Genomic DNA, 23,085 nt, shown 5'->3' with positions numbered 1-23,085 from the left:
GCCTCGTCCTCGGCGACGCGCCCGGCCAGCGGTTCGTGTACGGCCACGGCGCGTGGATCGACGCGTCGGGCCGCCGCACGCCGGTGCCCGCCCGCTGGGCAGACGGCCACATCGAGCTGCGCGTGCCCGCCTCGGTCGTCGAGGAGAGCGGCTATCCGGCGCTGCTCGATCCCGAGGTGGGCCCGGAGATCGGGACGGAGCCGCCCGTGTCCGTCCAGCAAGACGTCGGGGTCAATCCGGAGATCGCGACCGACGGGACGAGCTACGTCGTCGTCTTCGAGGATCTGTCGCGCATCCGCGCGGTCCGCATCGGCGCGCGCGGGGACGTGCTCGATCCCGACTGGCTGGATCTGGGTGAGGCGTCCGCCGGGCAGTACCTGCCCAGCGTGGCGTACGGAGGAGGCCGCTACCTCGTCACCTGGAGCCAGTACGGCGACGACGACCGGATCACCATCCGCGGCCGCGTGATGCGACCCGACGGCGCGCTCGAAGGGTCGGCGAGCTTCGCGATCTCGACGTCGGACGAGGGCGTGTATCCCTCGGTCGAATGGAACGGGGAGCGCTTCGTGGCCGCCTGGCTCAGCCTCGCCGACGATGGGGCCGACGACGTCCGCGCGACCCTCATCGACCCGAGCGGCAGCGCCGTTCCCGGCGCCGAGCGCGTCCTCTCCACGAGCGGCCGCGCGTCGCGCCCGGCGGTCGACGCCGGCGCGGACGTCTCCGTCGTGGCCTGGGACGACGACGTCGCCGGCGGCGGTGCGCGCGCCGTCCGCGCGGCGCGGGTGGCCAGCGACGGGACCGCGCTCGACGCCGGCGGCGTTCCGATCTCGGAGGGGCCGGACAACGCTCGGCTGGTCGCGCTCGCGTCCGGCGGGACGAGCTTCCTGGCCACATGGGTCCGGGACGATCCCACGAGCACGATCCGGGGCGCGGTGCTGCGCGCAGACGGCACGATCACGGCAAGGGACTTCCCGATCTCGCGGCCGAGCCCGGGCACCGGGGCCCCCGCCGCGGCGTTCGACGGCAGCAGCTATCTCGTGGCGTGGGCCGACGAGCGGGACGGTCGCGCGATGTACGGGGCCCGCGTCTCGGCCGACGGCGTCGTGCAGGGGACCGACGACGTGAGGCTCGCGGACGGGTCGCCTGGCTCCGTCCGGGATCCGGACCGGAGCTCGCTCGCGTGGAACGGCTCGCGCTTCCTGCTCGCGTTCCACGGCCAGGGCATCGAGGGCAGCCTGATCACCCCGGATCTCGAGGTGGCCGCGGGTCGGCTCGGGCTCAGCCCCCTGCCGAGCAGGCAAGGCACCCCGCGCGTGGTCTGGACCGGCGAGAGCTACCTCGTCGCCTGGACCGACGAGCCGGACCCGGAACCGGAAGGAGAGCGGACGACCGCGCGCGCTGTGCGCGTGAGCGCGGCCGGCGAGGTTGTCACCCCGGTCGGGATCGAGCTCGCGAGCAGCGCCTTCGCGATCGACCTGGCCTCGAACGGCGAGGGCGCGTCGATGCTCACCTGGAGCGCGATGGGCGCCGGCGGGGATCACCTGCGGCGGGTGTCGGGCGACGGCGCGCTCGGGGAGAGCGTCGCTATCTCGTCGCTCCACCTGTCGGCGACACCGTCGGTCGCCGGCAACGGCGACGGTTATCTGGTGACCTTCGTGGAGAGGACCGCGGAGGAGCCCTTCGTGTACACCGCGTCGGGCCGTCTGCTCGACGCTTCGGGGAGCGCTGGCCCGGTGTTCCCCATCGCGCCCTCGGTCGGGGCGGAGTCGCACGCGATGCCGCTCCACGCCGGGCAGGACTACCTGGTGGCCTACTGGAATGCGGGCCTGCGTCTCGTCCCCGTGAGCCGCACGGGGGACGTCGGGGAGAGCTTCCTGCTGTCGAGCGCATCGGCCGCCATCGCCGGGGCGACGGACGGCACGGACACGCTCGTTGTCTGGACGGAGTCCGTCGATGGCTGGCCGGAGGGCGGTGATGGGCCGGTGCGCGGTCGAATCTACGGCACGGGCGGCTGGCGGGGCGAAGCGTTCCTGATCTCGCCGACCAGCGCTGGTTACGCGGCGGCCGTGGCCTGGGGCGGAGCGAGCTACCAGGTGGTGTGGGAAGAGGCGGAGACGCACCGGCTCCGGATCCGCGCCGTGGCCCCGGATGCGACGCTGGGCATGGAGGCGCTGCTCGTGGATGACGATTGCAATGCGCCGATGCTGGCCCGCGGCGAGGATGGCCGGTTCCTCCTGAGCTATTGCAAGCTCGGCCCTGCTGCGCGAACGCGTCGCGTCGTCTCGCGGCTGCTCAGCTGGGAGCCCTCGCCCGGACCCGGCGCAGGCGGCGGCGATGCGGGTGGAAGCGGCAGCGCCGGGCTCGGTACGGGCGGAGGCGGCAGTGTGGAGCCGGGCGCGGGCGGAAATGGCGGTATGGATCCGGGGGTGGGCGCAAACGGCGGCCCGGAGCCGGGCGCGGGCGGGAACGGCGGCGCAGAGCCGGGCGCGGGTGGCCGAGCAGCGAATGGCGGGGGCGGCGGCACCTCCAGCGTTGCCGCCGACAGCAGCAGAAATGACGGGACCGACGACACAAGCAACGACGCACGATGCGGCTTTCACCGCGCTGGCAGCAGGTCCGGGTACCTCGGTCTCACCGTCGCCCTGTTGGGCCTCGCCCTCATCGCGCGACGCCGCGGCGCCAGGTGGTCCTCCCCCGCCTGCGCGGCCGCGCGCAGCTGCTCGCCGGGCATCGTGCCCCAGAACAGGTACGAGAGCCACGTCGCCATCCCGTCGCCCTTTACCGGGCGAGCGCGATGGCGAACGGCGCGAGCCCTCGCCTTCGCAGCACGGAGGGGACGAGCAAGGCGATCGCCTCGGGGCCGCGAGCGGTCTCGATGTCTCCGAGATCTTCGATCCAGTCGGCCGGCCAGCCCAGATCGCCCAGCAACCGTCCGACGACCGCCTTCGCGCCCTCGTCGTTGCCGGAGAGGAACGCGGTCGGGGCCGCGCGCAGGCTCGTGGGATCCGCCATGACGGTGAACAGCATGGTGTTCAGCGTCTTGACCACGGCCGTCTCGGGCAGCGCAGCCTGCAGGCGCTCGGCGACGCTGCCGTTCGGGTAAAGCAGGCTGCCGGGGAGGCCGTCTCGGCCGCGCAGCGTCGCGTTGGAGACGTCGACGAGGATCTTTCCCTTCAGCGCGTCGCGGAGGGCGCCGAGCCGCTCCACGCTCGTGTCCCCCGGGGTGGCGTTGATGACGATCGAGGCCAGGCGCGCGGTCTCCGCGTGATCCCTGAGCTCGACGCGCGCCCCCGACCATTTCACCGCCGCTTGCGCCGGGTCTCTGGCGCCGATCGTGACGGCGTGCCCGGCGCCCGCGAGCTTGTTCGCGAGGACGGTGGCGACGCGGCCCGAGCCGAGGATTCCAATGCTTCCCATGACGTGATCCATGTTCAGCCCCCTCCCCTCATCGGATGGTCGACAGGACGAAGGCCGCGCCGGCGTGGAGCCCGGGCGCCGCGGCCAGGAAGTCCTCGCTGGCCAGGCTCCAGCGCTCCCCGCGTGTGTCCGTGACCGCGCCCCCTGCCTCCTCGACGAGCAGCGCCCCCGCGAGGAGCCCGGAGCGGATCTGGCTGTACTGCCAGAAGACGTCCATCCGGCCGGCCGCGACCCGAATGAGCTGGAGGGTGGCCGGGACCGAGACGCGCAGGACGAGCGCGCTTCGGAGCATCGCGGTGACGGACATGCCGATCCGCCGGTACGTCTCCTCGTCCTCGCCCGGCCTCGCCTGGCCGGTCCCGACGAAGGCAGCGCCGAGCTCCGTCTTCGCCGACGCTCGAATCCTCCTGGTCCCGAGGGTCGCGCCGGCGCCCTTCCGGGCTGCGTACGTGTCGCCGGTCAAGGGCAGGTGCACCGCTGTCAGGACCGGCTCGTTGTCGCGGACGAGGGTCGCCGTGACGCACCAGTCCGCCATCCCGTGAACGTGGTTGATGTTCCCCTCGACGGTATCGGTGACCCACCACTCCCCTGGCGGGAGGGGCCCGCACTCGAGCTCGTCCTCGACCCACCGGGCCTCCGGGCGAGCGCGCGACAACGGCTCGCGAAGCGCCTCGAGGGAGACCGCATCGTTGGCGCCGAGCGCGGCGAAGATGTCCTCTCGGCTCCTCGGGCGCGGCTCTGTCGAGAAGCGGCCGACGAGCCGCTCGCCTGCCACGGAGAGCGCCGCGACGACCGCGGGCAGCAGGGACTCGTCCTCCGCGCGGCCCGCGCCTCGGCCTCGCCCCATCGCATCGTTGTTCATCTGCTCGGAATGAATCGACATGAATCCTCCTCGGGCGAGCGGCTCGCGCGTGCTCGTGAGCCGCTGAGCCACTGAACCGCTGAACCACCGCGCGGAGGAATAAACCCTGGACGACTCATGCCGTCCAATGCATAGTTGATATGAGGAAGAATTACCTCCATGCATATCGACCTGAACCTGTTGCCGGCGCTGGACGCGTTGCTCGAGGAGAGGAGCGTCAGCGCTGCGGCGGCCCGCTTGCATCTGTCCCAGCCCGCGATGAGCCGGACGCTGGGGCGCATCCGGGACGCCACGGGGGACCCGATCCTGGTGCGCGCCGGCCGGACGATGGCGCTCACGCCCCGCGCGCTGGCCCTGCGACAGGAGGTCCAGGCCATCGTCCAGCGAGCGCACGCGGTGTTCGCGCCCGAGCGGGAGCTCGACCTGGCGAGGCTCGAGCGGACCTTCACGGTCCGCTGCCACGACGCCCTCACGACGGCGCTCGGCGCGCGGCTCTTGCGAGCGGTGCAGGAGCAGGCCCCTCTCGTGAAGGTCCGGCTCCTGGCCGAGCCTGCGGGAGATACGGACGACCTGCGCCAAGGGCGCGTGGATCTCGAGATCGGCTCGACGGAGCCCGCGCTCCCCGAGATCCGCGGGGAGCTCGTCGGCGAAGATCGCGTCGTCGTCGCCCTCCGCCGGGCTCACCCGCTCGCGCGCGGCCGGCTCACCGCCAGGCGCTACGCCGAGGCGCACCACGTCACCGTCTCGCGCCGTGGCCGCCTGCGCGATCCGATCGACGACGCGCTCGAGGCCCTGGGGCTGCGGCGGCGCGTCGTCGCGGCGGCTCCCACGTGCGCGGCGGCCATCCATTTCGCCCACGAGAGCGATCTCGTCGTCGCGCTGCCGGCGCGCGTCTGTGGTCCCGTCGTGCGGGCGCTGGGCCTCGGCACCCGTCCGCTGCCGCTCGACGCGCCGGAGCTCAGGATCGTTCAGCTGTGGCACCAGCGCTGCGAGGGCGACAAGGCGCATGCATGGCTGCGCGGGCACACGCGCGAGATCCTCCGAGCGATCTGTCGTGGAGAGGCGTGATCCAGGAGAAGCGTGCCAGTCGGCCGGCGCTCACGGGCATGGCGTTGGCCAGCCTTGCGAGCGCGCTCCGCCGCCGGAGGTCCGGCTGGCGCGGCCCTCACCCCCTCCGCCGGCGGCGCGGGGCCTTCTCGGCCGCCGCCGGCGCCCCGGCGCCGTGGCCGCAGCGGCCGAGCTCCTCCCAGAGCGCCTGCGCGACGACGCCGTGCGGGCGGTCGCGGCGGCGGATCACGAAGAGCTCCATGGTGTCGGCCACGAACTCGGGGACCTGCAGCGCCACGAGCTCACCCGCCGCCAGCGCGCCGGCGGCCACGTGCTCGGGCAGCCCGCCCCAGCCCATGCCCGCGAGGATGACCTCCTTCTTCGCCGCGACGTCGGTGACCGTCCAGCGCAGGCCGCCCTCCAGCACGTTCAGGGACGGCGAGGCGCTCCCCCGCGCGCTGTCGCGCAGGATGATCTGCGCGTGCGCCCGCAGCAGCGCGGGCGGGATCGGCGCGCCGCAGGTGGCCAACGGGTGATCGAAGCGCGCCACAGGGATCACCCGCACATCGCAGAAGCGCGCCGTCTCCACCGCTGAGCCGTCGATCCCGAGCTTCGTGGCGACCGCGAGATCGGCGCGGTCCTCGCGCAGCGCGTCGGCGGCGCCCGCCAGCCGCTCGGTGCCGAGCTCGATGCGCACCAGGGGATAACGCGCCTGCAGCGCCCGGAAGATGTCCATGACGGGGCCGAGCGGCGTCACCGCTTCGACGGCGAGCCGCACGATCGGCTCCGCCTTGCCCGAGAGGCGCATGCCGAAGCTGCGCAGCGCCTCGGTGCCCTCGATGACGGCCGCGGCGCGCTCGTGGAACAGGCGGCCGGCGTCGGTGAGCGTGGCGCGGTACTCCCGGCGATCGAACAGCTCGACCCCCAGCTCGCGCTCGAGGTTGCGCACCAGCTTGCTCACGGCCGGCTGGGACTTGTGCAGCCGCGCGGACGCGGCGCTGAACGTGCCCTCGCCCGCGACGGCGAGGAAGGCGACGAGCTGATCGTAGGTCATGGCGGTGCCCCGCAGGATCAGAACTTGTGGTTATGGAGTTGATAGAAACATACCACTTTCTTGGTTCGAGGGGTGGTCCTAGGTTGTCGGTGCGAAAGGAGCGACACTCCATGTCCACCAGAATCGATCGCGTCATCATCACGGGCGCCAGCAGCGGTATCGGCCTCGACCTCGCAAGGCGCTTCCTGGCCGAGGGATCGAGCGTCGTCATGAACGGCCGCGACCCGGAGAAGCTCGAGCAGGCGCGGCGGAGCCTCGACGGCGGCGCGCGCGTCGTCGCCGTGCCGGGCCACGTCGGTGATCGCGCCACGGCGCGGGCCGTCGCCGCGGCCGCGCTGGAGCGGTTCGGCGGCGTCGACGTGCTGATCAACAACGCCGGGGTCTTCGGCGTGAAGCCGTTCCTCGAGAGCACGGAGGAGGACCTGGAGCGGTTCTTCACCACCAACGTGAAAGGGACGTTCCTGATGACGCAGGCGGCGGTGCCGCTGATGATCGAGGGCGGCGGGGGCTCGATCATCAATGTCGGCACGGTGCTCGTGCAGCAGGCCATGGCGCGGATGCCGGCCTCGGCCGCCATGGCCAGCAAGGGCGGCGTCCACGCGCTCACCGTCTCGCTGGCCGCCGAGCTCGCCGCCCACAACATCCGCGTGAACACGCTGGCGCCCGGCGTCATCCGCACGCCGCTCATCGGCGAAGGTGCGGACTCGCTGGCCTCGATCCACCCGCTGCAGCGCGTCGGCGAGGTGCGGGATACGACGGAAGCGGCGCTGTTCCTGGCCAGGGCCGGCTTCGTGACAGGCACGACGCTCGACGTCGATGGAGGCTACTCCCATGGGCGCTGACGGCCGGCAGCGCGTGCTCCTGATGGGGCTCCAGCTGGCGGACGAGGCGTCCTACGCCCGCTACCGCGCCGGCATGATGCCGATCCTGCTGTCCCACGGCGGCGCGTTCGGCCACGATTTCGTCGTGGCGCGCGTGCTGAAGGGGGATGAGCGGATCAACCGGGTCTTCACCCTCCTGTTCCCCGACCGCGCGGCGCAGGAGCGGTTCTTCGCCGACCCGCACTACCGCGCCGTGCGCGCCGAGCTCTTCGAGCCGGCGGTCGCGGCGGTCTTCGTCCTCGGCGAGCTCGAAGCGGCGGCGGGGTGAGCGCCAGCGCGGTCTGACACGCCCGCTCGATACAAGCAGGCTTCGTTGCGTTCTCGCTGCGCGACACGGCGGTGCTCCTCGTGGAGCCGAGAGCATCCGTGACCTGGGAGCTCACCATGCCCTCCCCAAGCCCCCCGCGTCGTCAGGACCGGCGCGGCCTCGGGCCTCGGCCGAGCGCTCGCCCGAGACGTACGCGCAGGGCATCCGCGATGGGGCGCCGAAAGCCATGCAGGTGGCCGGCTGATGGCACCTGCTCAAAAACGTTGCGGAAGTTCCGGTAGACGCTGACCCCCTGCTTCAGCAAGAGTGCGGGAGAGCCATTTTTACTGTCGCTCTACACCCCGCGGGGACGGCGCCGGGCGAGCCGTCTATCGCGCATCGAACACCCGCTCGCCCCGTCGCACGGCGCGCGCGCCGTGCAGCGCGAAGGCCGGGCGGGAGCAGTGCGGCACGAGCCTCTCGCGCCCCTGATCGTCATCCGCTGCGATGCGCCTCCGCTCCTTCGAGCGCACCGGCAAAGAAAAGGCTCGGGGGAGCCACGGATCCCCCGAGCATCGAGCTCCCTCATCGAGGGCGCTCTGCGCACTGGCGCCAGCTGCCAGGCGCCCTCAGCGGTTCTTGTGGCTCTGCTCTCCGGCCCTCACGTGCTGCTCGTGGCTGCCGCCGCGCTGGCCCTGTCCGCTCCTGCTGCGCCCGTCGTCGTTCTCCGCGCCATCGCCCCGCGCCTCCCCGCCCTTGCGGCCGATCTCGGCCATGTGCTCGCGGTCCTGGCTCACGCTCTCGCCGCCCTTGCGGCCGATCTCGGCCATGTGCTCGCGGTCCTGGCTCACGCTCTCGCCGCCCTTGCGGCCGGCCTCACGGGCCTCCTCGGAGCTGAACTCGTGGGCCGTGCCCTTCTCGTGCGCGGCCCTGCCGCCCGTGCTCGCGATCTCGCGCTGGCGGTCGTCATCCATTGCAGCAAACCCACGGCTATTACCCTGATTCTGTGCCATGTTACACCTCCAGTGAGCTTCTTGCGACGCAGTCTATACTGCGTCTTGTTTGTTCCACGCCGGCGATGCCGGCGCGTTCACCACGGGGCCAGTGCAACGGCAGTGCCAGAGCGGAGCCCGAGAGCGCGGCTGTCACCCGCGGACCCGACGAAGAAGGGCAACCGTTCCCAGGGGATCATGCCGACGGCGGTGATGGAGTGATGAGGGGAGCGCGGCGTTCGATGGGAAATTACGTATCGTTGAGGCGCGAGCGGCGCTCGACGAGGCGCCGTCAAGGGGACATCGCCGCGCGCCGCGCTCTGCCGAAGCGAGCCGTCACAGGCGGGCTCTCCGCGGGGCAGACTGCCTCATGGGGTGAGTGCTCACGGGACATCGCGCCTCGCTTCATCTGGCCAACGAACGAGACAGGACACGATGCATTGCCGTGAAGCGAGAGAGATTATCACTAAATCTTGTGCGAACGTCCATGAGGAGCTTTTTTCTTGCAGCTTCCGTCACGCTCCACGCTCGTGAGTGCCTCGGCGCCCGAGCCACGTCCGCATGGTCATCGCCCGCGCCAAGTACCGCGAGGCCGGCGCGGCGGACACTGCCGAGCCGACGATCGTGACCGCACCTCTGCCGCCGCAGATCCTGCCGCGCGCGCTCGCGACACCTTCGCCCCTGGCGCACATCCTCAGCGACAAATTCTGCGACGGCCTGCCGTTCCATCGCCAGGAGTGCTAGACTCGCCGCATGGGACTCTTGACCTTCAGCATCAACGTCACCCTGGACGGCTGCGTCGACCACCAGGAGGGAATCGTCGACGACGAGACACGCGCCTTCTTCACCCACCTCATGGACGAGGGCGGGGCGATGCTGTGGGGCCGCGTCACCTACGAGATGATGGAGAGCTACTGGCCGGCGGTCGCCCGCGGCGACGAGGAGGCGCCGCCGGCGATCCGCGAGTGGGCGGTCAAGCTGGAGGCCAAGCCGAAGTACGTGGTGTCGTCGACGCGAAAGGACTTCCCGTGGACCAACAGCCACCACATCGCCGGCGACCTGCGCACGGGCGTGCAGAAGCTCAAGGACGCGACCCCGGCCGGCGTGCTCCTCGGTAGCGGCAAGCTCGCGGCCGAGCTGGACCGGCTGGATCTGATCGACGAGTACAAGTTCCTCGTCCACCCCAGGATCGCCGGCCACGGCCCGACCCTGTACCAGAGCGGGCTGCCCAGCACGCGACGGCTCGAGCTGGTCTCGGCGAAGCCGCTCCGCGGCGGCGCGGTCGCCATGCACTACCGGCGCGCGCGCTGACTCAGAGCAGCCCCATCGCGCCCAGCTCGCGGGCCAGCGCGTCGTCGGGAGCCTCCTTGCCGCGCGCCAGTGACATTCTGAGCGCCAGTGGTGACGTTGTCGGCTATGTTCGCTGCTCCGATCGCGACGGCGCGGAGGACGATGGCCCGGCCGAGCACGACCGTTCCTGGAAGCCGCCTGGCCGGGGCGCGGTGGACGCGAACCAGCGCTCAAGCGCGTCCACCAACCCCTCGACGCCTCCCACGTCGCCGGCCCAAGCAATGCACCCGTCGGGCCGGATCAGCATCGACGGGCCTGCGTCGGCCGGTAAGCAGCGCACCCGCGTGAACCCGGCGGCGAGACCGGCCGCGTGCCCGTCAGGAGACGCGTCGAGCAATATGCCTTCGCCTTCCGCCATCTCCGCGAACAGCGATGTTCGAGCGTCGGCGCGGCCGACCGGGCGATCGCCGGTGAGGCGTCCGACCAGGTCTCGCTCCGCGCCGAGGTCGTAGCGCGTGGCCAGACCGCTCGTCAGTCCGTCGAGATGGCCATTCACGGCGTCGATCTCCATCAGCTTCGCGAAGATCTGCCGCATTGCGCTCGACTGCGGGTCGGACCGCGTGAGCGCGACCTGGGCGAGCGTGTTGGCCAGCACGGCCTCGGCCACGGGCCGCCGCTCGGACGTGTAGCTGTCGAGCAGGCTGTCCGGCTTGTCGCCGCGAACGACGGCGGCGAGCTTCCAGCCGAGGTTGGCCGCGTCGACCAGCCCAAGGCTCAGCCCCTGGCCGCCCAAAGGCGAATGGATGTGCGCCGCATCACCCGCGAGCAGGACGCGATCCCGGCGGTACGTGTCGACAAGACGTGCGCTGTCCGTGAAGCGATTCGCCTGTTCCATCGCCGTCACGCGGACATCCGCGCCGCTGATTCGGCGCAGCACGCCTTCGATCTCCTCGCGCGTGACGGGCGCATTGCGATCGACCGGCGGACCGCTGAAGTCGTGCATCGCAAGCCAGCGAGGCCGAGGTCCGTTCATGACGACGCCCTCCGGCGTGCGGGTCGACCCGCGCGGCAGGCGCTCGGGGTGGTCGAGGTCGAGCACGGCCTGGTACATGAATTGGCTCGGCGGCGTACCGGGGAAGGCAAAACCGGCCATCTTGCGGATCGAGCTGCGCCCTCCGTCACATCCGACGAGCCAGGCGCAGCGCGCATGCTCCGGCCCGTCCGGGGAAGCCCAGTGGAGCGCGACGCCATCGTCATGCTCGTCCAGGCCCGTGACCTCGCACCCGCGCCGTACCTCTATGTCGAGCGCGGCCGCCCGCGCGCCCAGGATCGCCTCCACGCCCTGCTGGTTCACCCAGAGCATGCGCCGTTCGGGCTCGCCCACTGCTTCTGATCGGAGGGGGAGAAGGGCGAAATGCCCCCTGGACCTGTGTGCCTGCACCCGCCTCTCTGCGCCCACCGGTCCCATGGCCGCGAAGTGGCGTTCCTCCGCCTCGGCGAGCGCGGGGCCCATGCTCCGGCGCTGGAGCGCCTCCACGCCGAGCGGTCCGACTGCAGTCCCCTTCAGGGCGACGCTTGGCGCAGTGAGCCGCTCGAGCACCATCACACCGGCGCCGCCCAGCTGGAGCTCGATCGCGAGCAGGAGCCCGACCGGCCCGGCGCCCACAACCACGACATCGACTTGCTTGTCCATCGGCTATGAATCCATCGAGCACTACGTACAAACACCGATCAGCTATCGGCCACAGAAGGCACTGAGAAGTTGTGAGTCTGTCCAGCCATCAGTCGATTGGTCAGCCGAAGCCGCCGGACCAGGTCCATCGAGCTCGTCGCCTCTGGTGATCTCCCCCACGAAAAGTCTCACGGATCGGCTCTGCGCCGCAAGGCCCAGATGCTGTTTAGCGCCATAGAGCAGCTCCGTCAGTCCGACCGGTGACTGCTTATCGGCATGCAGCCACTGCCGCGGGCGATCTCAGCAGAGCCCGCGGGGGGATGATGCCTGTGATGCCTCATCCCATCTAGAACATCCCCGGATCAAGCCGCACCCCTTCGGACCAGGGCCCGCAGGCGCGGCGAGAGGGCGCGGCCCGAGAAGAAGAGGTCGCGGAACCAGCGCTGCGCCGGGTCGTCGTCGTGGCGCTGCGACCACACGGCGACGACCTGGGCGGCGGGCAGCTCGAAGGGGGGCGCGAACACCCGAAGCCCGAAGAGCTCGCGGGCGCGCTGGGCGACGCTGCTCGCGATCGTGCAGAGGAGGTCGGAGCTGCGCACGGCGAGGGGCGCGGACATGAAGTGAGGCAGCCGCAGGGCCACGCGCCTGGTCTTGCCGAGGCGGGCCAGGGCGCGGTCGACGGCGCCGTCGCGGTGGCCCTCGACGCTGACGAGGACGTGGCCGAGGGCGACATAGGTGTCGAGATCGAGGCGGCGCTTGATCGCCGGGTGGCCTTTGCGGGCCATGACGGCGAAGGGTTCCTGGTAGAGCGGGGCGCGGCGGAGGCCGGCGGCCGGCACCGGCTGCGAGGCGCCGAACAGGGCCAGATCGATGTCGCCGCGGACCAGCGCGGGGGTGACGTCAGGGGAGAAGCGCTCGATCTCCAGGCGGACGAAGGGGGCGTGTTCGCCCAGGTGGTCGAGCACGTCGGGCAGCGTCGTGAGCTCGAAGTAGTCGACGGTGGCGACGCGGAAGGTGCGCGCCGAGGTGCGCGGCTCGAACGGCTCGGGGCAAGCGAGGGCGCGGCGGAGGTGCTCGAAGGCGGCGGGCAGGGCCGCGCGGAGCTGGAGCGCGCGCGGCGTGGGGGTGAGACCGCGGCCGAGGGGGACGAGGAGGGGATCGCCGAAGAGCTCGCGCAGGCGCGCGAGGGAGTGGCTCATCGCCGACTGGCTGACGTGGGCGCGGCGCGCGGCGGCGCTGACGCTGCCCTCGACGAGCAGCGCCTCGAGGGCGGGGAGGAGGTTCAGGTTGATGCTCCGTATATCGATCTCGCTCATGCCTGGTATGAGATACATCCCATTTTCCTCATGGGTCCAGCGACGCATGCTGGGCGGCCTATGAGAGCATGCGACGCCGAGGTCATGGTGACGGGGGATACGGGGTTCATCGGGCGCTGGCTGCTGGCCGAGCTGACCCGGACGAAGTCCGTGGCAGCGCCGGTGCGCCGGGCGCGGCAGCGGGCCGCCGAGCTTTCCGCGTTCGTCGACGCGCACGGCGGCGATTCGCGGCGGCTCCTGGTGGTCGAGGGCGACGTCGAGGCGGCGTCGCTCGGTCTGTCGGAGCGCTTCGAGCAGGTGCGCGACGTCTATCACCTGGCGGCGCGCTTCGCCTTCGGGCTCGGCGTGCAGGAGGCGCGGCGCTGCAATGTCGAGGGCTCGCTGCACGCGGCCGAGTGGGCGCTCGGGCGGCCCCACCTGCGGCGCTTCGTCTATCTCGGCGGCTACCGCATGATGCACGCGAGCGCCCGGCCGGGCGCGGAGAGCGTGCTGACGCAGCGAGCGCGGGACCGGCTCTATCGCCAGCACGGCGCGTACGAGGGGTCGAAGCACGAGTCGTTCCTCGCCGTGCGCCGCTTCGCGGCCGAGCGCGGGCTGCGCTGGACGGCCGTGCATCCGAGCAGCGTCATCGGCGACTCACGCACCGGCGAGACCACGCAGCTCACAGGCGTCGGCGAGATGGTCGAGCAGCTCTGGCGGGGCCGCCTGCCGGCCCTGGTCGGCAGCGAGCGCACCTTCCTGCCGCTGGTGACGGTCGACTACCTGGCGCGCTTCCTGGCGAGCGTGCCCGAGCGCCCGGAGACCGCGGAACAGGACCTCTGCGTCCTCGACCAGGCGACTCCGCGGCTGCCCGCGCTGGTCCGCGGCATCGCCGCCCACCTGAGGCGCAGCCCCCCGGCGTGGGTGCTGCCCCTCGGCCTGGTGCGCCTGTTGCCGGAGGCGCTCACCGGGGTGACGCGAGAGAGCCTGTCGTTCCTCGCCGAGGATGCGTATGACACGAGCGCGGCCGACGCCCACGCCCGCGCGGTCGGTCTGGCGATGCCGCCGATCCACACCAGCGTGGAGCGCTGGTGCGACTACCTCGTGGCGACGCGCTTCGGCGCCACACCCGGGAATGCGCCCGGCCGCCGGCCGGCGTCCTCCGTCGCCTGATCCGCGATCGGGGCCGCCCCATGGTCAGCGACGACTCAGGGCATCGGGTACACGAGCGAGAGCCCGGCGACGCACATCTCGTCGAACGTACTCCCCTCGCCGTAGGCCACGTCGATCGTCGAGATCATATTCGCCTCCTTGAGCGCCTTGACCACGTACGGGTTCTCCGTCGAGTTATTGTACGTGCACCGGATCTGGAGCACATCGCCCGGCTCGAGCGTCGGGAGCATCTCGATGGGCGCGTCGTAGGAATACGAGCGCTGCCAGGAGAACTCCCACTTCGGCGCGTGCGCCAGGCACTCCTCCTTGGGTTGATCGGGTGAGCCGTTCGCCCGCGTGACCGTCACCTTCTCGTCGAAGCCCAGGTAGTGCATGTGCAGAAAGTCGCCATAGATGCGCGTGCCCGGCGGGAACGGCATCTCTTGCGCTGCGGGCGAGTCCGGGGCCGGGATCGTGAGCTGCTCCGTCTCGACGTGGCTCTTGCTGTCCGCGGGGATCAGGAACTCGACGCCGTTCTTGTCGTCCGGACCCGGCAGCAGCCCGAAGCCAAGCTGGCCGACCGGATCATCGAAGTTGCCGATCAGGTGGTACAGGAAGCCGTACTTCGGCTTCTCTTTGGTGAGCCTGAGCTGGATGCGCGTCAGGTCCGGGTCGGCCGTCGTGCCGGCGGGGTGGTAGTGGATCTGCATCATGATGAGCGACCCCTTCGGGATCAGCTGACCCACCCCCTCGGGCAGATCGACCGGGTCGGCGCCGGGAGCCCAGGCTGTGAGCATCTGGAGCGATCCAATCTCCACGCCATTCGGGACCTCGCCGGCGCCACACGGAAAGCTTCCGTCGGGGCCCGCCAGGCTCGCGGACTTCCCCTCCGGATCGATGGAGATTATCCCATGGTGAACGACCTTGTGGTTGCCGGGCACCATCTGTAAACCATTGAGGTACTGGTCCTCGGTGAGCCCGGGATCGATGATGAAGCAGCGGAACTCGTCCTGCTCACCGGAGGTGACGTAGGGCTCGTTCGGATGAACCTCGAGGGTCATGCCCGGCAGGCCGGGGCTCTTCGGCGCGAACGGGGCGGGCGCGTCCTTCGGATCACCCTTGGGGGTGCCGGCCTCGCTCCAGGCCTCCAGCGTTCTGATCTCCTCGTCGGAGAGGCGGATGTCGCCCTTCCACGCGTGACGGGTCGAGCACTCGTCCGTGTCACGCACGGCGAAGGGCGGCATCGTGCCCGCCTTGGTCGTCTGGACCATGAGCGCCGCGACAGCCTTGGCGTCGTCGTACGCGGTAAGGCTGAAGGGCGCGATATTGCCCGCGGAGTGGCAGCCCATGCAGCTCTTCTGCAGGATGGGCTCGACGTCTTTGTGGAAGGTGGGGCTACTCCCGGTAACCTGGGGCTCCGTGGGCTCGTCGCCCCCGGAGCAGCCGGTGAACGAGGCGACGCCTGGCAGGGCGAGGGCGAGGGCGGACAGCGAGGCTCGGACGAAGGAACGCGAGCGTATTGAAGCAGGCATGAGACCTCCGGGCAGCCGGATCCATCACGAGCGGAGGGTCCGGGCGCTTGGCAAGGAGCCACGTTTTGTTCGACGGCGTTTCAGATATGTGTACCATGCATATAACCGCCCCCTCCGAAGCGTCAAGGAAATTTGTGCAAAATACACGGATCACAAAAGAGACGCTCCGCGAGCTCCACGGAGCCATGGTCGACCTGATCGCGCTCGTGAATCAGCCGCAGCGCGATCAGGCGCTGCTCGCGGAGGCGGGCATCTCCCTGGATCGAGCCCTCTTTCCGCTGCTGGTGGGGATCGAGCGCTTCGGGCCGGCTGGCCTCCTCGGCGACCCGGGGGACCAAGGTAAGATTCAGACAGCTCGGCGCGGCGGCGGTCCGGCGCGGGCCGCGGTGGCGTCTGCGTGTCATGCTGGCCCAGACACCGCGCCAAGGCACGCTCCCTCTTGCCGGTCGTGCCCTGGCCCATGCTGCCGCGAAAGGAGCTCCGAACCCTACCTCGCTTGACGACGTGCTGTTCCGGCCACCGCGTCGCGCGACGACACCGCCGGGGTGGCTCGCTTCCATCCTACCAAGGAGCGTTCATGCGACTGTCATTCTCTTCGGCACACTGCGTCCTCGCCTTGGTCGCCGGGCTCACGGGCATGCTCGGGTGCTCGGACGACCCTGGTCCCGGCAGCAGCGCGCCCGAAGCGGGCCCGCCCAGCGAGCCCGACGCGGGCGCGCCCGACGGCAGCCCGCCCTCCTCCGCGACGTTCGGTCCACTCGGCGATCGGCCGGATCTGCCCGTCGACGGGCGGCTCACCATCGACGGCCTGCTCTCTGCGGTCGATGTCGTCCAGGACAGGGACGGCAGGCCCCATATCTATGCCGAAACCCTCGTGGACGCGATGCGCGTCGAAGGGTATCTGACGGCGCGCGACCGCGCGCTTCAGCTCGAGATCTTGCGGCGCACCGCCGAGGGGAGGCTCGCAGAGCTCTTCGGCGACCTCGATCCCACCACCGTCGATCAGGACATCGCTCTCCGCCATGTCGGGCTCGGTCGGATCGCCAGGGCCCAGTACGACGCGCTCCCCGAGGGGGAGCTCCGCCAGATGCTCGACGCGTACGCGGACGGGGTGACCCAGGTGTTCAGGAAGATCCGCTCCGGGGACATCCGCCTCCCCGAAGGCGCGGCGGGGATACCCGCCAAGGCGTTCACCGACTGGAGCGGCGTCGACTCGCTCGTGATCAGCCGCTTCCAGAGCTACCTCCTGTCGTTCGACGCCGAGCTGGACATCACCATGCAACAGCTCTTCGACGCCGCCCGGACGACGTTCGCGTCGAGCAGCGCAGATCCGCTCGCGCAGAAGCGCGCCGGCTTCGAGCGGGACTTCCTGAGGTTCGCCCCCTCCGAGCCCGCGGTGACCAGCAGCGGCTACCCCGCCTCCCCGGCGCGGGAGAAGGCGCAGAAGGCGGGGGACAAGGCGGCGAAGAGAGCGTCTCGCGCGCGACGACCGGGCCGCGCCGCGCCGGGCCGCGCGAAGCTCATTTCGTCGCTGACCGGCTATCTGAGCGCGGTCCAGCGCGCCAGGAGCAAGGTCGCCCCGGAGGGCTTCGGCTCGAACAACTGGGCCATCCACGCGAGCCGGAGCGCGACGGGGCACGCGCTCGTGGCCAGCGATCCCCACCTGTCGCTGAGCGCGCCGGCCGTCTGGTATGCCGTCTCGATCCATGTCACCGCGCCCGAGGGCAAGGACGCGAGCCGCGATGTTCACGTCGGGGGCGTCGCCTTCCCCGGGATTCCGGGGATCATCCTGGGCCACAACGAGCACGTCGGGTGGGGAGCGACGGTCGCGATGTACGATGTCACCGATGTCTATGCCGAGAAGCTCACGCCCGACGGCAAGGCCGTGCTCTTCAAGGGCAATCCAGTGCCCCTCCAGACGGTCGAGGAGGTCATCGCGATCGCTGGCAGGGAGCCCTATACCTACCGTGTCCCGATCGTGCCCCATCACGGCCCGCTCCTGCCGACCATCGTCGACCACGCGGTGGTGGATCCGGACCCGGCCGTGGGGGCGCTCAGTGTCCGCTGGACGGGGCTGGAGCCGACGAAGGAGCTGGAGGCCATCTTCGGCCTGCTGCGCGCTCGCTCGGTCGATGATGCGCAGGAATCGCTCTCGAAATTCAGCGTCGGCGCACAGAACTGGGTGATGGGCGACACAGCGGGCGACATCCTCTGGACGACGCACGCGGCGATCCCGACGCGGTCTCCTGAGGCGTTCGCCTGGGACGCGGCCACCTCTACGGGCGTCCTCCCCTGCATGGTGCTCCCCGGCGACGGGACCGCGGAGTGGACCGGGACGCTCCCCGAGCACCTCATCCCCCGGGCGAAGAACCCGCCGGCGGGATACGTCGCCACGGCGAACAACGACCCCATCGGGGACTCCCTGGACAACGATCCATCGAACGGCGCGCTCCCCGACGGCACCCCCATGTACCTGGCTTGCAGCTTCGACATCGGGTTTCGCGAGGGCCGCATCCAGGAGCGGATCGATGCCCACGAGGGACCTCTGTCGCCGGAGGATTGCGCGGCGATCCAGGGCGACATCAAGTCGGCGCTCGGCGCGAGGCTCGTGCCTCACCTCCTCCGCGCCATGGACCGCGCCGAGGAGGAGCGCTCGACGCCCGGTACTCACCCCGATCTGAGCGCGATCGTCGCGGACGCCGCATACGGCCCGCAGCGCCTCGCCGCCCTGCGGGCGCTCCTCGACGGCTGGGGCAAGGAGGCGGACTACAAGGCGGCCGCCGGCATCGATCTCGACACCGCCATGCCGCTCGCGGACGAGGGCGATGGCCCCGGCGCGCTCGACGCCCGCGCCTCGGAGGCGGCCTTGGTCTTCAACCTCTGGCTCGTCCGGGTGGCGCGCCGGGTGCTGGGCGACGAGCTCGGCCAGATGGGCTTCTCGTCGTTCTCCCGGGAGCTGTCGGCGAAGGCGCTCCTCCATCTGTTCTCCGCCGATCGGGAGCAGCTCGCCACCTTCGATGCGGCCGTGCAGGACAGCGCGCTGTGGGACGACATGGGCACGCCAGCGGTCGAGTCCAGGGACGAGCGCGTGCTGCGCGCCCTGCTCGACGCCCTCGCCTGGCTCGATCGACAGGGCGGCTCCGGGGCTGCGGCGCCCCGCTGGGGCGCCTTTCACACGGTCACCCTCGACGCGGCCCGTCGCAACGGCTCGTCGTGGAGCTCGACCCGGCGGGGCCGAAGGCGTGGAACGCCATTCCCGGAGGCAATGTCTGGGACGCCGAGAGCCCACATTTCCGCGATCAGGCGGAGCTCTGGCGAAAGAACCAGACGCACCTCGTGCCGTTCCTGCTCCCCGACGTGATCCAGGCGAAGGAGTCGCGCACGGTGGTCGAGGCGCCGTAGCCGGCGCGTCCTCCGAGGCCCACCCCGGAAGTCCGGGCTGCTCTCGGGGCAGCGCTTCGAGGCGAGGGGCACGAAGTCCATCCAGCTGGTCAAGACGCCCGCCGGCTGGAAGATCAGCGCGGTTGCCTGGGACGACGAGCGGGAAGGGCTGAGCGTCCCTCCGGCGCAGGACGTCACACGACGCAGCCTGTAGCCGATAGGCGCTCGCTCCTCGGAAGGCTGTCGCGAGGTCAGGAGCGCGTCGCTGGAATGCCGAAGCCATGCCCTTGCGCCGGCAGAGACCGCCCGGCGGAGACCGGCGCCGTTGGGCATCGGTGCGCTTCATGGAGTGAACGCCGGCCGCGACCTCTCTCTCCCCTCCGGTGCTGGCACCAGGCCGAGCAGCCGGCCGAAGAAGGTCACGGCGAGCGGCGCTCCAGCGGCCCTGGCCAGCCGCGACCCGGGTAGCTACCCCTCGGCGCAGCGCTCGATCAGGACTGCGAGCTGCTTCTTGCTTGCGGCGTAGCGGTGCCGCCAACGAAGCGCGCGACCTCCATCGCGTCGCGGGAGCCGCCGCCGAGCCAGCCAATGCGGGGTCATGCCAATAAAGGTCGTTGGCTGACATGGATAACCAAGTCACGCTGGGTGCTCACCAACATTTCTGTCGATTTCGTATACATCCATACATCCAAGCGAGCGAACGATCGCTTCTCTACACCTTACTTCACATCGGCGGGCGGGCTGATCACTTCAGCTCTGCATCGAAATTTGCAACCCTGATGTGAAGAACGACCGAAGTATGCGACCTAATTGGGCGGTCGTTTGATCTTCGAAAGTGTTTCGTCTTGACCGGACGTATCGATCCGAGAATAAGTCGTTGTACGAGAGCGCCGGTATCCGCACCCTCTGGTGCTGGATGGTCTGCACCGATGGTTCGCGGCGCGAAGGCATGCAGCGGGAGGCTCCTCTTCTGCCCCCTGGTGCCTTCGCCCGTCACGGTCCTGTCCACCACAGCGGTTCGACGACGCCGGGGGAGGAAAAGCCATGCATTCGATTTCTCGAGGCTTCGGGTCGCGGTCGTTTGCCGCCGGGAAGCTCATCGCCGCGCTCGTGGCGATGACGATCGTCGAGCGCCGCTCGATAAGGACGTGACTGCGGAGGGGCCGCCCAGGCCCCGATTCGAAGTCAGTCGCTGAACGGGTAACCCCACAGACGAAGCAAGTCTGCGACGGGGCACGTGTGTGCCTTCAGTCAAAGGAGACTCAATGCGTAAAATCAGCCACTTCCTTGCCTTGACCTTCTTGGCCGGAATCTCCGGCGCGCTCGGCTGCCTGGGCGGCCCCGATTCGGACGAACCGGCTGAACTGGCAGAAGAAGACGTGGGCGCGAGCGAGGAAATGCTGGTAGCGCGCCCCGCCGCGCGGCTCATTTTGACCGACCCCGTCATCGCCCGCCTGAAGGCGCGCGCCGCGGCCGGCGACGCCGCTTGGACGGCATTGAAGAAGCGCTGCGACGATTACACGACCGGCACGATGTACCCGCCGAGCGGCAGTTCCTACCCGGGCTACCCGAACGTCGGGCAAGGCTATCAAGGTGACGAGTATCCGCCGGTCGTGCGCGCGCTGGGCATCTGCTATCGCGTGACGACCGACACGGCCGCGCAGGCTCGCTACGGCGAGGCCGGCGTTCGCCTGCTGGAGGCCATGAGCACCCCGGTCGCGTCCGGGGGGCAGAAGCCGTCGACGGACCAGGGTTACGGCATCCGAAACTACGTGGTCGGTATGGCGTTCGGCTACGACTGGCTCTACCCGGCGCTGCCGGCCGCGACCAGGACGCGCCTGGTAGCTTCGATGAACACGTGGATCGATTGGTACGACGAGAGCGGGTTGATCAAGAACGACCCGATCGGCAACTACTTCGCCGGCTACTACCTGGCCAAGACCGCGGCGGCGCTGGCGACCGAGGGCGAGAACCCCAAGGCCAGCGTGTACTGGAGCGACGTCGCGACGCGCATGTGGGGACAGCTCGTGAAGCCGAAGTTCACGAGCATGATGGGCGGCGGAGGCTGGCCGGAGGGCTGGGGCTACGGCAGCAGGGCCGTCTTGTACATGGTCGAGGCGCTGTGGGCGACCAAGACGGCGACCGGCCTCGACTGGTGGAAGGAGCTGCCGCTGGCCCGCGAGGAGGCGACCTATGCCCGGTACTTCACGTGGCCCTCACTCAAGCACATGGACGACCAGGGCACGATTCGTGCGGGCATCGACATGCGTCCTTCTGCGGCGCTGTTCCTCGGTCTGGCGACCATGCTCGAGCAGCAGGGTGACACCTCGGCGGCCGTCGCGCGCGGCTTCGCCGCCGACGTGATCGCGGCGGCAGGCGACGACTCGGCGCCGTGGTCCAAGTTCTTGTATGGCGATACGGGCGCCGCCAGGAGCGGGTACCAGTCGAGCGCCTTGTCGCACTTCGCGGCCGGCCCTGGCCACGTCGGCATGCGCTCGTCTTGGGACAAGACGGCCGTGTGGGGGGCGCTGTCCGGCGGCGCGTACATCAACGCCGCCTACTCCGGTGAGCAGATGTTCAACGCCGGCGGTCTGAGCGTGGTGGTCGGCGATCAGCCGGTACTGATGAACGCGACCGGCTGGTTGCCCCAAAACTGCGGCAACGCCTGCGAGAACCTGGTGAACGACGACAGCTACGGCACGAGCCAGCGCCGGCTGCACAACACATTCTTCGTCGACGACGCCACGAACCGGTACAACCCAGGACAAAATTCGCTCTCACCGGTCGATTCGAACGCCCATGTAGAGCGGTACGAGGACCGCGGCGCGTTCGTGCGCGCGCGCGCCACGGGCCTCGGAGACCAGTACGGCGGCCCCACGGTCAAGCCGGTCTCGCAGTTCACGCGCGACGTGGTGTTCTTCCGTCCAGGCAGCTTCGTGCTGTTCGACCGCACGACGGTGGCGAAGGCCAGCGCCGACCAGTGGATGAGCTTTCACACGCCCGTGGCGCCGCGTCAGGTGACCACCGCCGATGCGACACAGAAGCGCTTCGACGTCGTGGTGGGTACGACGCTGGTCGGAAGCGTGCGCACGCTGCTGCCGAAGAGCGCGAGCACGACGACGACGACTCTGCCGGCTTCGACGGCGCGGCTCGAGGTGCACGCTCCGGTGCGCGCGGCGGCGCAGCAGTGGCTGACCGTCGTCTCGGCGGGCGCGACGCTGGGCGAGCAAACGCGGCTGTCGTCCGCGGACGGCAACGTCCTCGCCGGCAACGTGGTGGGCGTCGAGCTTTCGGCGCCGCAGAATCAGGTCGTGCTGTTCTCGGCCGATCAGGCCGCGACCGGCGCCGTGTCGAGCGCGGAGTACCTGGTCTCGCAAACGGCAGCCGAGCACGTGCTGGTCGACGTTGCGCCCTCCAGCTCCGGATATGCGGTCACGGCCGTCGCCTCCGGCGGAAAATGGCGCATCCGCGTGAGCGCGGGCGGCGCGCTGCAGGTGTCGGGCGCCAGCAAGACCTTGAGCTTCAAGGTCAGTGCCACAGGCGCTGTCACGGCGGGCTCCTCGACGCCTCCGACGTCGACGCCGACCACACCGACGCAGCCGACGCCGACCGAGCCGACGCCGCCGACGCCGACCGAGCCGACGCAGCCGACGCAGCCGACGCCCAGCGGTACAGCGCAGACGTTGACCTTCACTCAGGGCGTCAATGGTTACACCGGCGTGCAAGATCTGAGCATCTCCAGTCTGAATTACTCGTCCAGCAACCCTGTCGGTACGGTCTACAAGATTTACGACGTGCTCCTCGCCGACACGCGCAGCTACACCACCAAGGCGCTCATTCGCTTCGACGTATCGCAGATCCCCACAACCGCCACGGTGACGGCCGCCACGCTCGACGTGACCTTCGAGAGCTGGGTTGGGCCGCAAGCCCTGAACGGCAACTTCATGAAGACGCCGTGGAGCTACAGCTCCGCGACGCTGGGCTTCACCAGCGGGGGCGCGGGCAGCAACTGGACCGCGCCGGGCATCGGCTCGGGCGACGTGCAGGGACCGACCTTTCAGTTCCTGAACATCGACGCCAGCGGCTATCAGCGCAGATCGATCGCGCTCGACCCCGGCAGCGTGCAGAGGTGGGTCCGGAGCAGCGCCGCCAATCAAGGCCTCGTGCTCGCCAACGCCGCGACCGGCAAGGATCTGCGCATCTGCTCGAGCGAGGTGGCCAATGCCGCGAGGCGTCCCACGCTCTCGGTGACCTTCCAGTAGC

15 protein-coding genes and 2 pseudogenes are annotated in these 23,085 nt (G+C 70.2%); 9 read left to right on the top strand and 8 right to left on the bottom strand.

Annotation, left to right across the window (positions count from 1 at the left end; all coding sequences use genetic code 11):
* Positions 1 to 2,596: 2,596 nt before the first annotated feature.
* From WMF19_RS05650 to WMF19_RS05640, 3 genes are read right to left on the bottom strand one after another with little or no spacing between them, the layout of a single operon-like run.
* Complete coding sequence (locus WMF19_RS05650) at positions 2,597 to 2,731, bottom strand: hypothetical protein (RefSeq protein WP_437901597.1); 135 nt, start codon at positions 2,729 to 2,731, stop codon at positions 2,597 to 2,599.
* Positions 2,732 to 2,778: 47 nt separating this feature from the next.
* Positions 2,779 to 3,417 (bottom strand): NADPH-dependent F420 reductase, encoded by a 639-nt coding sequence (locus WMF19_RS05645; RefSeq protein ID WP_437898122.1) that lies wholly within the window; start codon positions 3,415 to 3,417, stop codon positions 2,779 to 2,781.
* Between the two features lie 28 nt (positions 3,418 to 3,445).
* A complete protein-coding gene (locus tag WMF19_RS05640; RefSeq protein WP_437898121.1) occupies positions 3,446 to 4,300 on the bottom strand; it encodes an inositol monophosphatase family protein in 855 nt (284 codons plus the stop codon).
* A gap of 138 nt (positions 4,301 to 4,438) precedes the next feature.
* On the opposite strand from WMF19_RS05640, the gene WMF19_RS05635 reads away from it, so the two are divergent.
* A complete protein-coding gene (locus WMF19_RS05635; protein WP_437898120.1) occupies positions 4,439 to 5,347 on the top strand; it encodes a LysR family transcriptional regulator in 909 nt (302 codons plus the stop codon).
* Between the two features lie 97 nt (positions 5,348 to 5,444).
* On the opposite strand, the gene WMF19_RS05630 is transcribed toward WMF19_RS05635, so the two are convergent.
* On the bottom strand, positions 5,445 to 6,380 hold the full coding sequence (locus WMF19_RS05630; RefSeq protein ID WP_437898119.1) for a LysR family transcriptional regulator: 936 nt from the start codon (positions 6,378 to 6,380) through the stop codon (positions 5,445 to 5,447).
* Positions 6,381 to 6,490: 110 nt separating this feature from the next.
* Here WMF19_RS05630 and WMF19_RS05625 point away from each other — a divergent pair, with 110 nt between their 5' ends.
* Positions 6,491 to 7,222, top strand: coding sequence for an SDR family NAD(P)-dependent oxidoreductase (locus WMF19_RS05625; protein ID WP_437898118.1), 732 nt, complete (start codon positions 6,491 to 6,493; stop codon positions 7,220 to 7,222).
* Positions 7,212 to 7,529 carry a DUF1330 domain-containing protein gene (locus tag WMF19_RS05620; RefSeq protein WP_437898117.1) on the top strand — a complete coding sequence of 106 codons (318 nt, stop codon included), beginning with the start codon at positions 7,212 to 7,214 and terminating at the stop codon, positions 7,527 to 7,529. The genes WMF19_RS05625 and WMF19_RS05620 overlap by 11 nt, the downstream gene beginning before the upstream one ends.
* 608 nt (positions 7,530 to 8,137) lie before the next feature.
* Here WMF19_RS05620 and WMF19_RS05615 read toward each other — a convergent pair.
* Positions 8,138 to 8,482 carry a KGG domain-containing protein gene (locus tag WMF19_RS05615; protein WP_437898116.1) on the bottom strand — a complete coding sequence of 115 codons (345 nt, stop codon included), beginning with the start codon at positions 8,480 to 8,482 and terminating at the stop codon, positions 8,138 to 8,140.
* Between the two features lie 579 nt (positions 8,483 to 9,061).
* Here WMF19_RS05615 and WMF19_RS05610 point away from each other — a divergent pair.
* On the top strand, positions 9,062 to 9,244 hold the full coding sequence (locus tag WMF19_RS05610) for a hypothetical protein (protein ID WP_437898115.1): 183 nt from the start codon (positions 9,062 to 9,064) through the stop codon (positions 9,242 to 9,244).
* 9 nt (positions 9,245 to 9,253) lie between these two features.
* Positions 9,254 to 9,811, top strand: a complete 558-nt coding sequence (locus tag WMF19_RS05605) for a dihydrofolate reductase family protein (protein ID WP_437898114.1) — start codon at positions 9,254 to 9,256, stop codon at positions 9,809 to 9,811.
* Positions 9,812 to 9,914: 103 nt separating this feature from the next.
* On the opposite strand, the gene WMF19_RS05600 is transcribed toward WMF19_RS05605, so the two are convergent.
* Complete coding sequence (locus tag WMF19_RS05600) at positions 9,915 to 11,483, bottom strand: FAD-dependent monooxygenase (RefSeq protein ID WP_437898113.1); 1,569 nt, start codon at positions 11,481 to 11,483, stop codon at positions 9,915 to 9,917.
* Between the two features lie 341 nt (positions 11,484 to 11,824).
* Positions 11,825 to 12,796 carry a LysR family transcriptional regulator gene (locus WMF19_RS05595; protein WP_437898112.1) on the bottom strand — a complete coding sequence of 324 codons (972 nt, stop codon included), beginning with the start codon at positions 12,794 to 12,796 and terminating at the stop codon, positions 11,825 to 11,827.
* Positions 12,797 to 12,838: 42 nt separating this feature from the next.
* Between WMF19_RS05595 and WMF19_RS05590 the strand changes: the two genes are divergently transcribed.
* On the top strand, positions 12,839 to 13,930 hold the full coding sequence (locus WMF19_RS05590) for an SDR family oxidoreductase (RefSeq protein ID WP_437898111.1): 1,092 nt from the start codon (positions 12,839 to 12,841) through the stop codon (positions 13,928 to 13,930).
* A gap of 35 nt (positions 13,931 to 13,965) precedes the next feature.
* On the opposite strand, the gene WMF19_RS05585 is transcribed toward WMF19_RS05590, so the two are convergent.
* Complete coding sequence (locus WMF19_RS05585; RefSeq protein ID WP_437898110.1) at positions 13,966 to 15,441, bottom strand: hypothetical protein; 1,476 nt, start codon at positions 15,439 to 15,441, stop codon at positions 13,966 to 13,968.
* A 95-nt stretch (positions 15,442 to 15,536) separates the two neighbouring features.
* Between WMF19_RS05585 and WMF19_RS05580 the strand changes: the two are divergent.
* The 3 genes and pseudogenes from WMF19_RS05580 to WMF19_RS05570 all read left to right on the top strand — a co-directional run.
* Positions 15,537 to 15,761 (top strand): annotated as a pseudogene (locus WMF19_RS05580) (MarR family transcriptional regulator); the annotation flags it as partial.
* Positions 15,762 to 15,901: 140 nt separating this feature from the next.
* Positions 15,902 to 18,843 (top strand): annotated as a pseudogene (locus tag WMF19_RS05575) (penicillin acylase family protein).
* 1,244 nt (positions 18,844 to 20,087) lie between these two features.
* Entirely contained in the window at positions 20,088 to 23,084 is a 2,997-nt protein-coding gene (locus WMF19_RS05570; RefSeq protein WP_437898109.1) for a DNRLRE domain-containing protein, read from the top strand.
* Position 23,085 lies beyond the last annotated feature (1 nt).

It is taken from the genome of Sorangium sp. So ce124 (assembly GCF_051525235.1).
Lineage (GTDB): Bacteria > Myxococcota_A > Polyangia > Polyangiales > Polyangiaceae > Sorangium > Sorangium atrum.
This window is presented reverse-complemented; position numbering and strand designations above follow the sequence as displayed.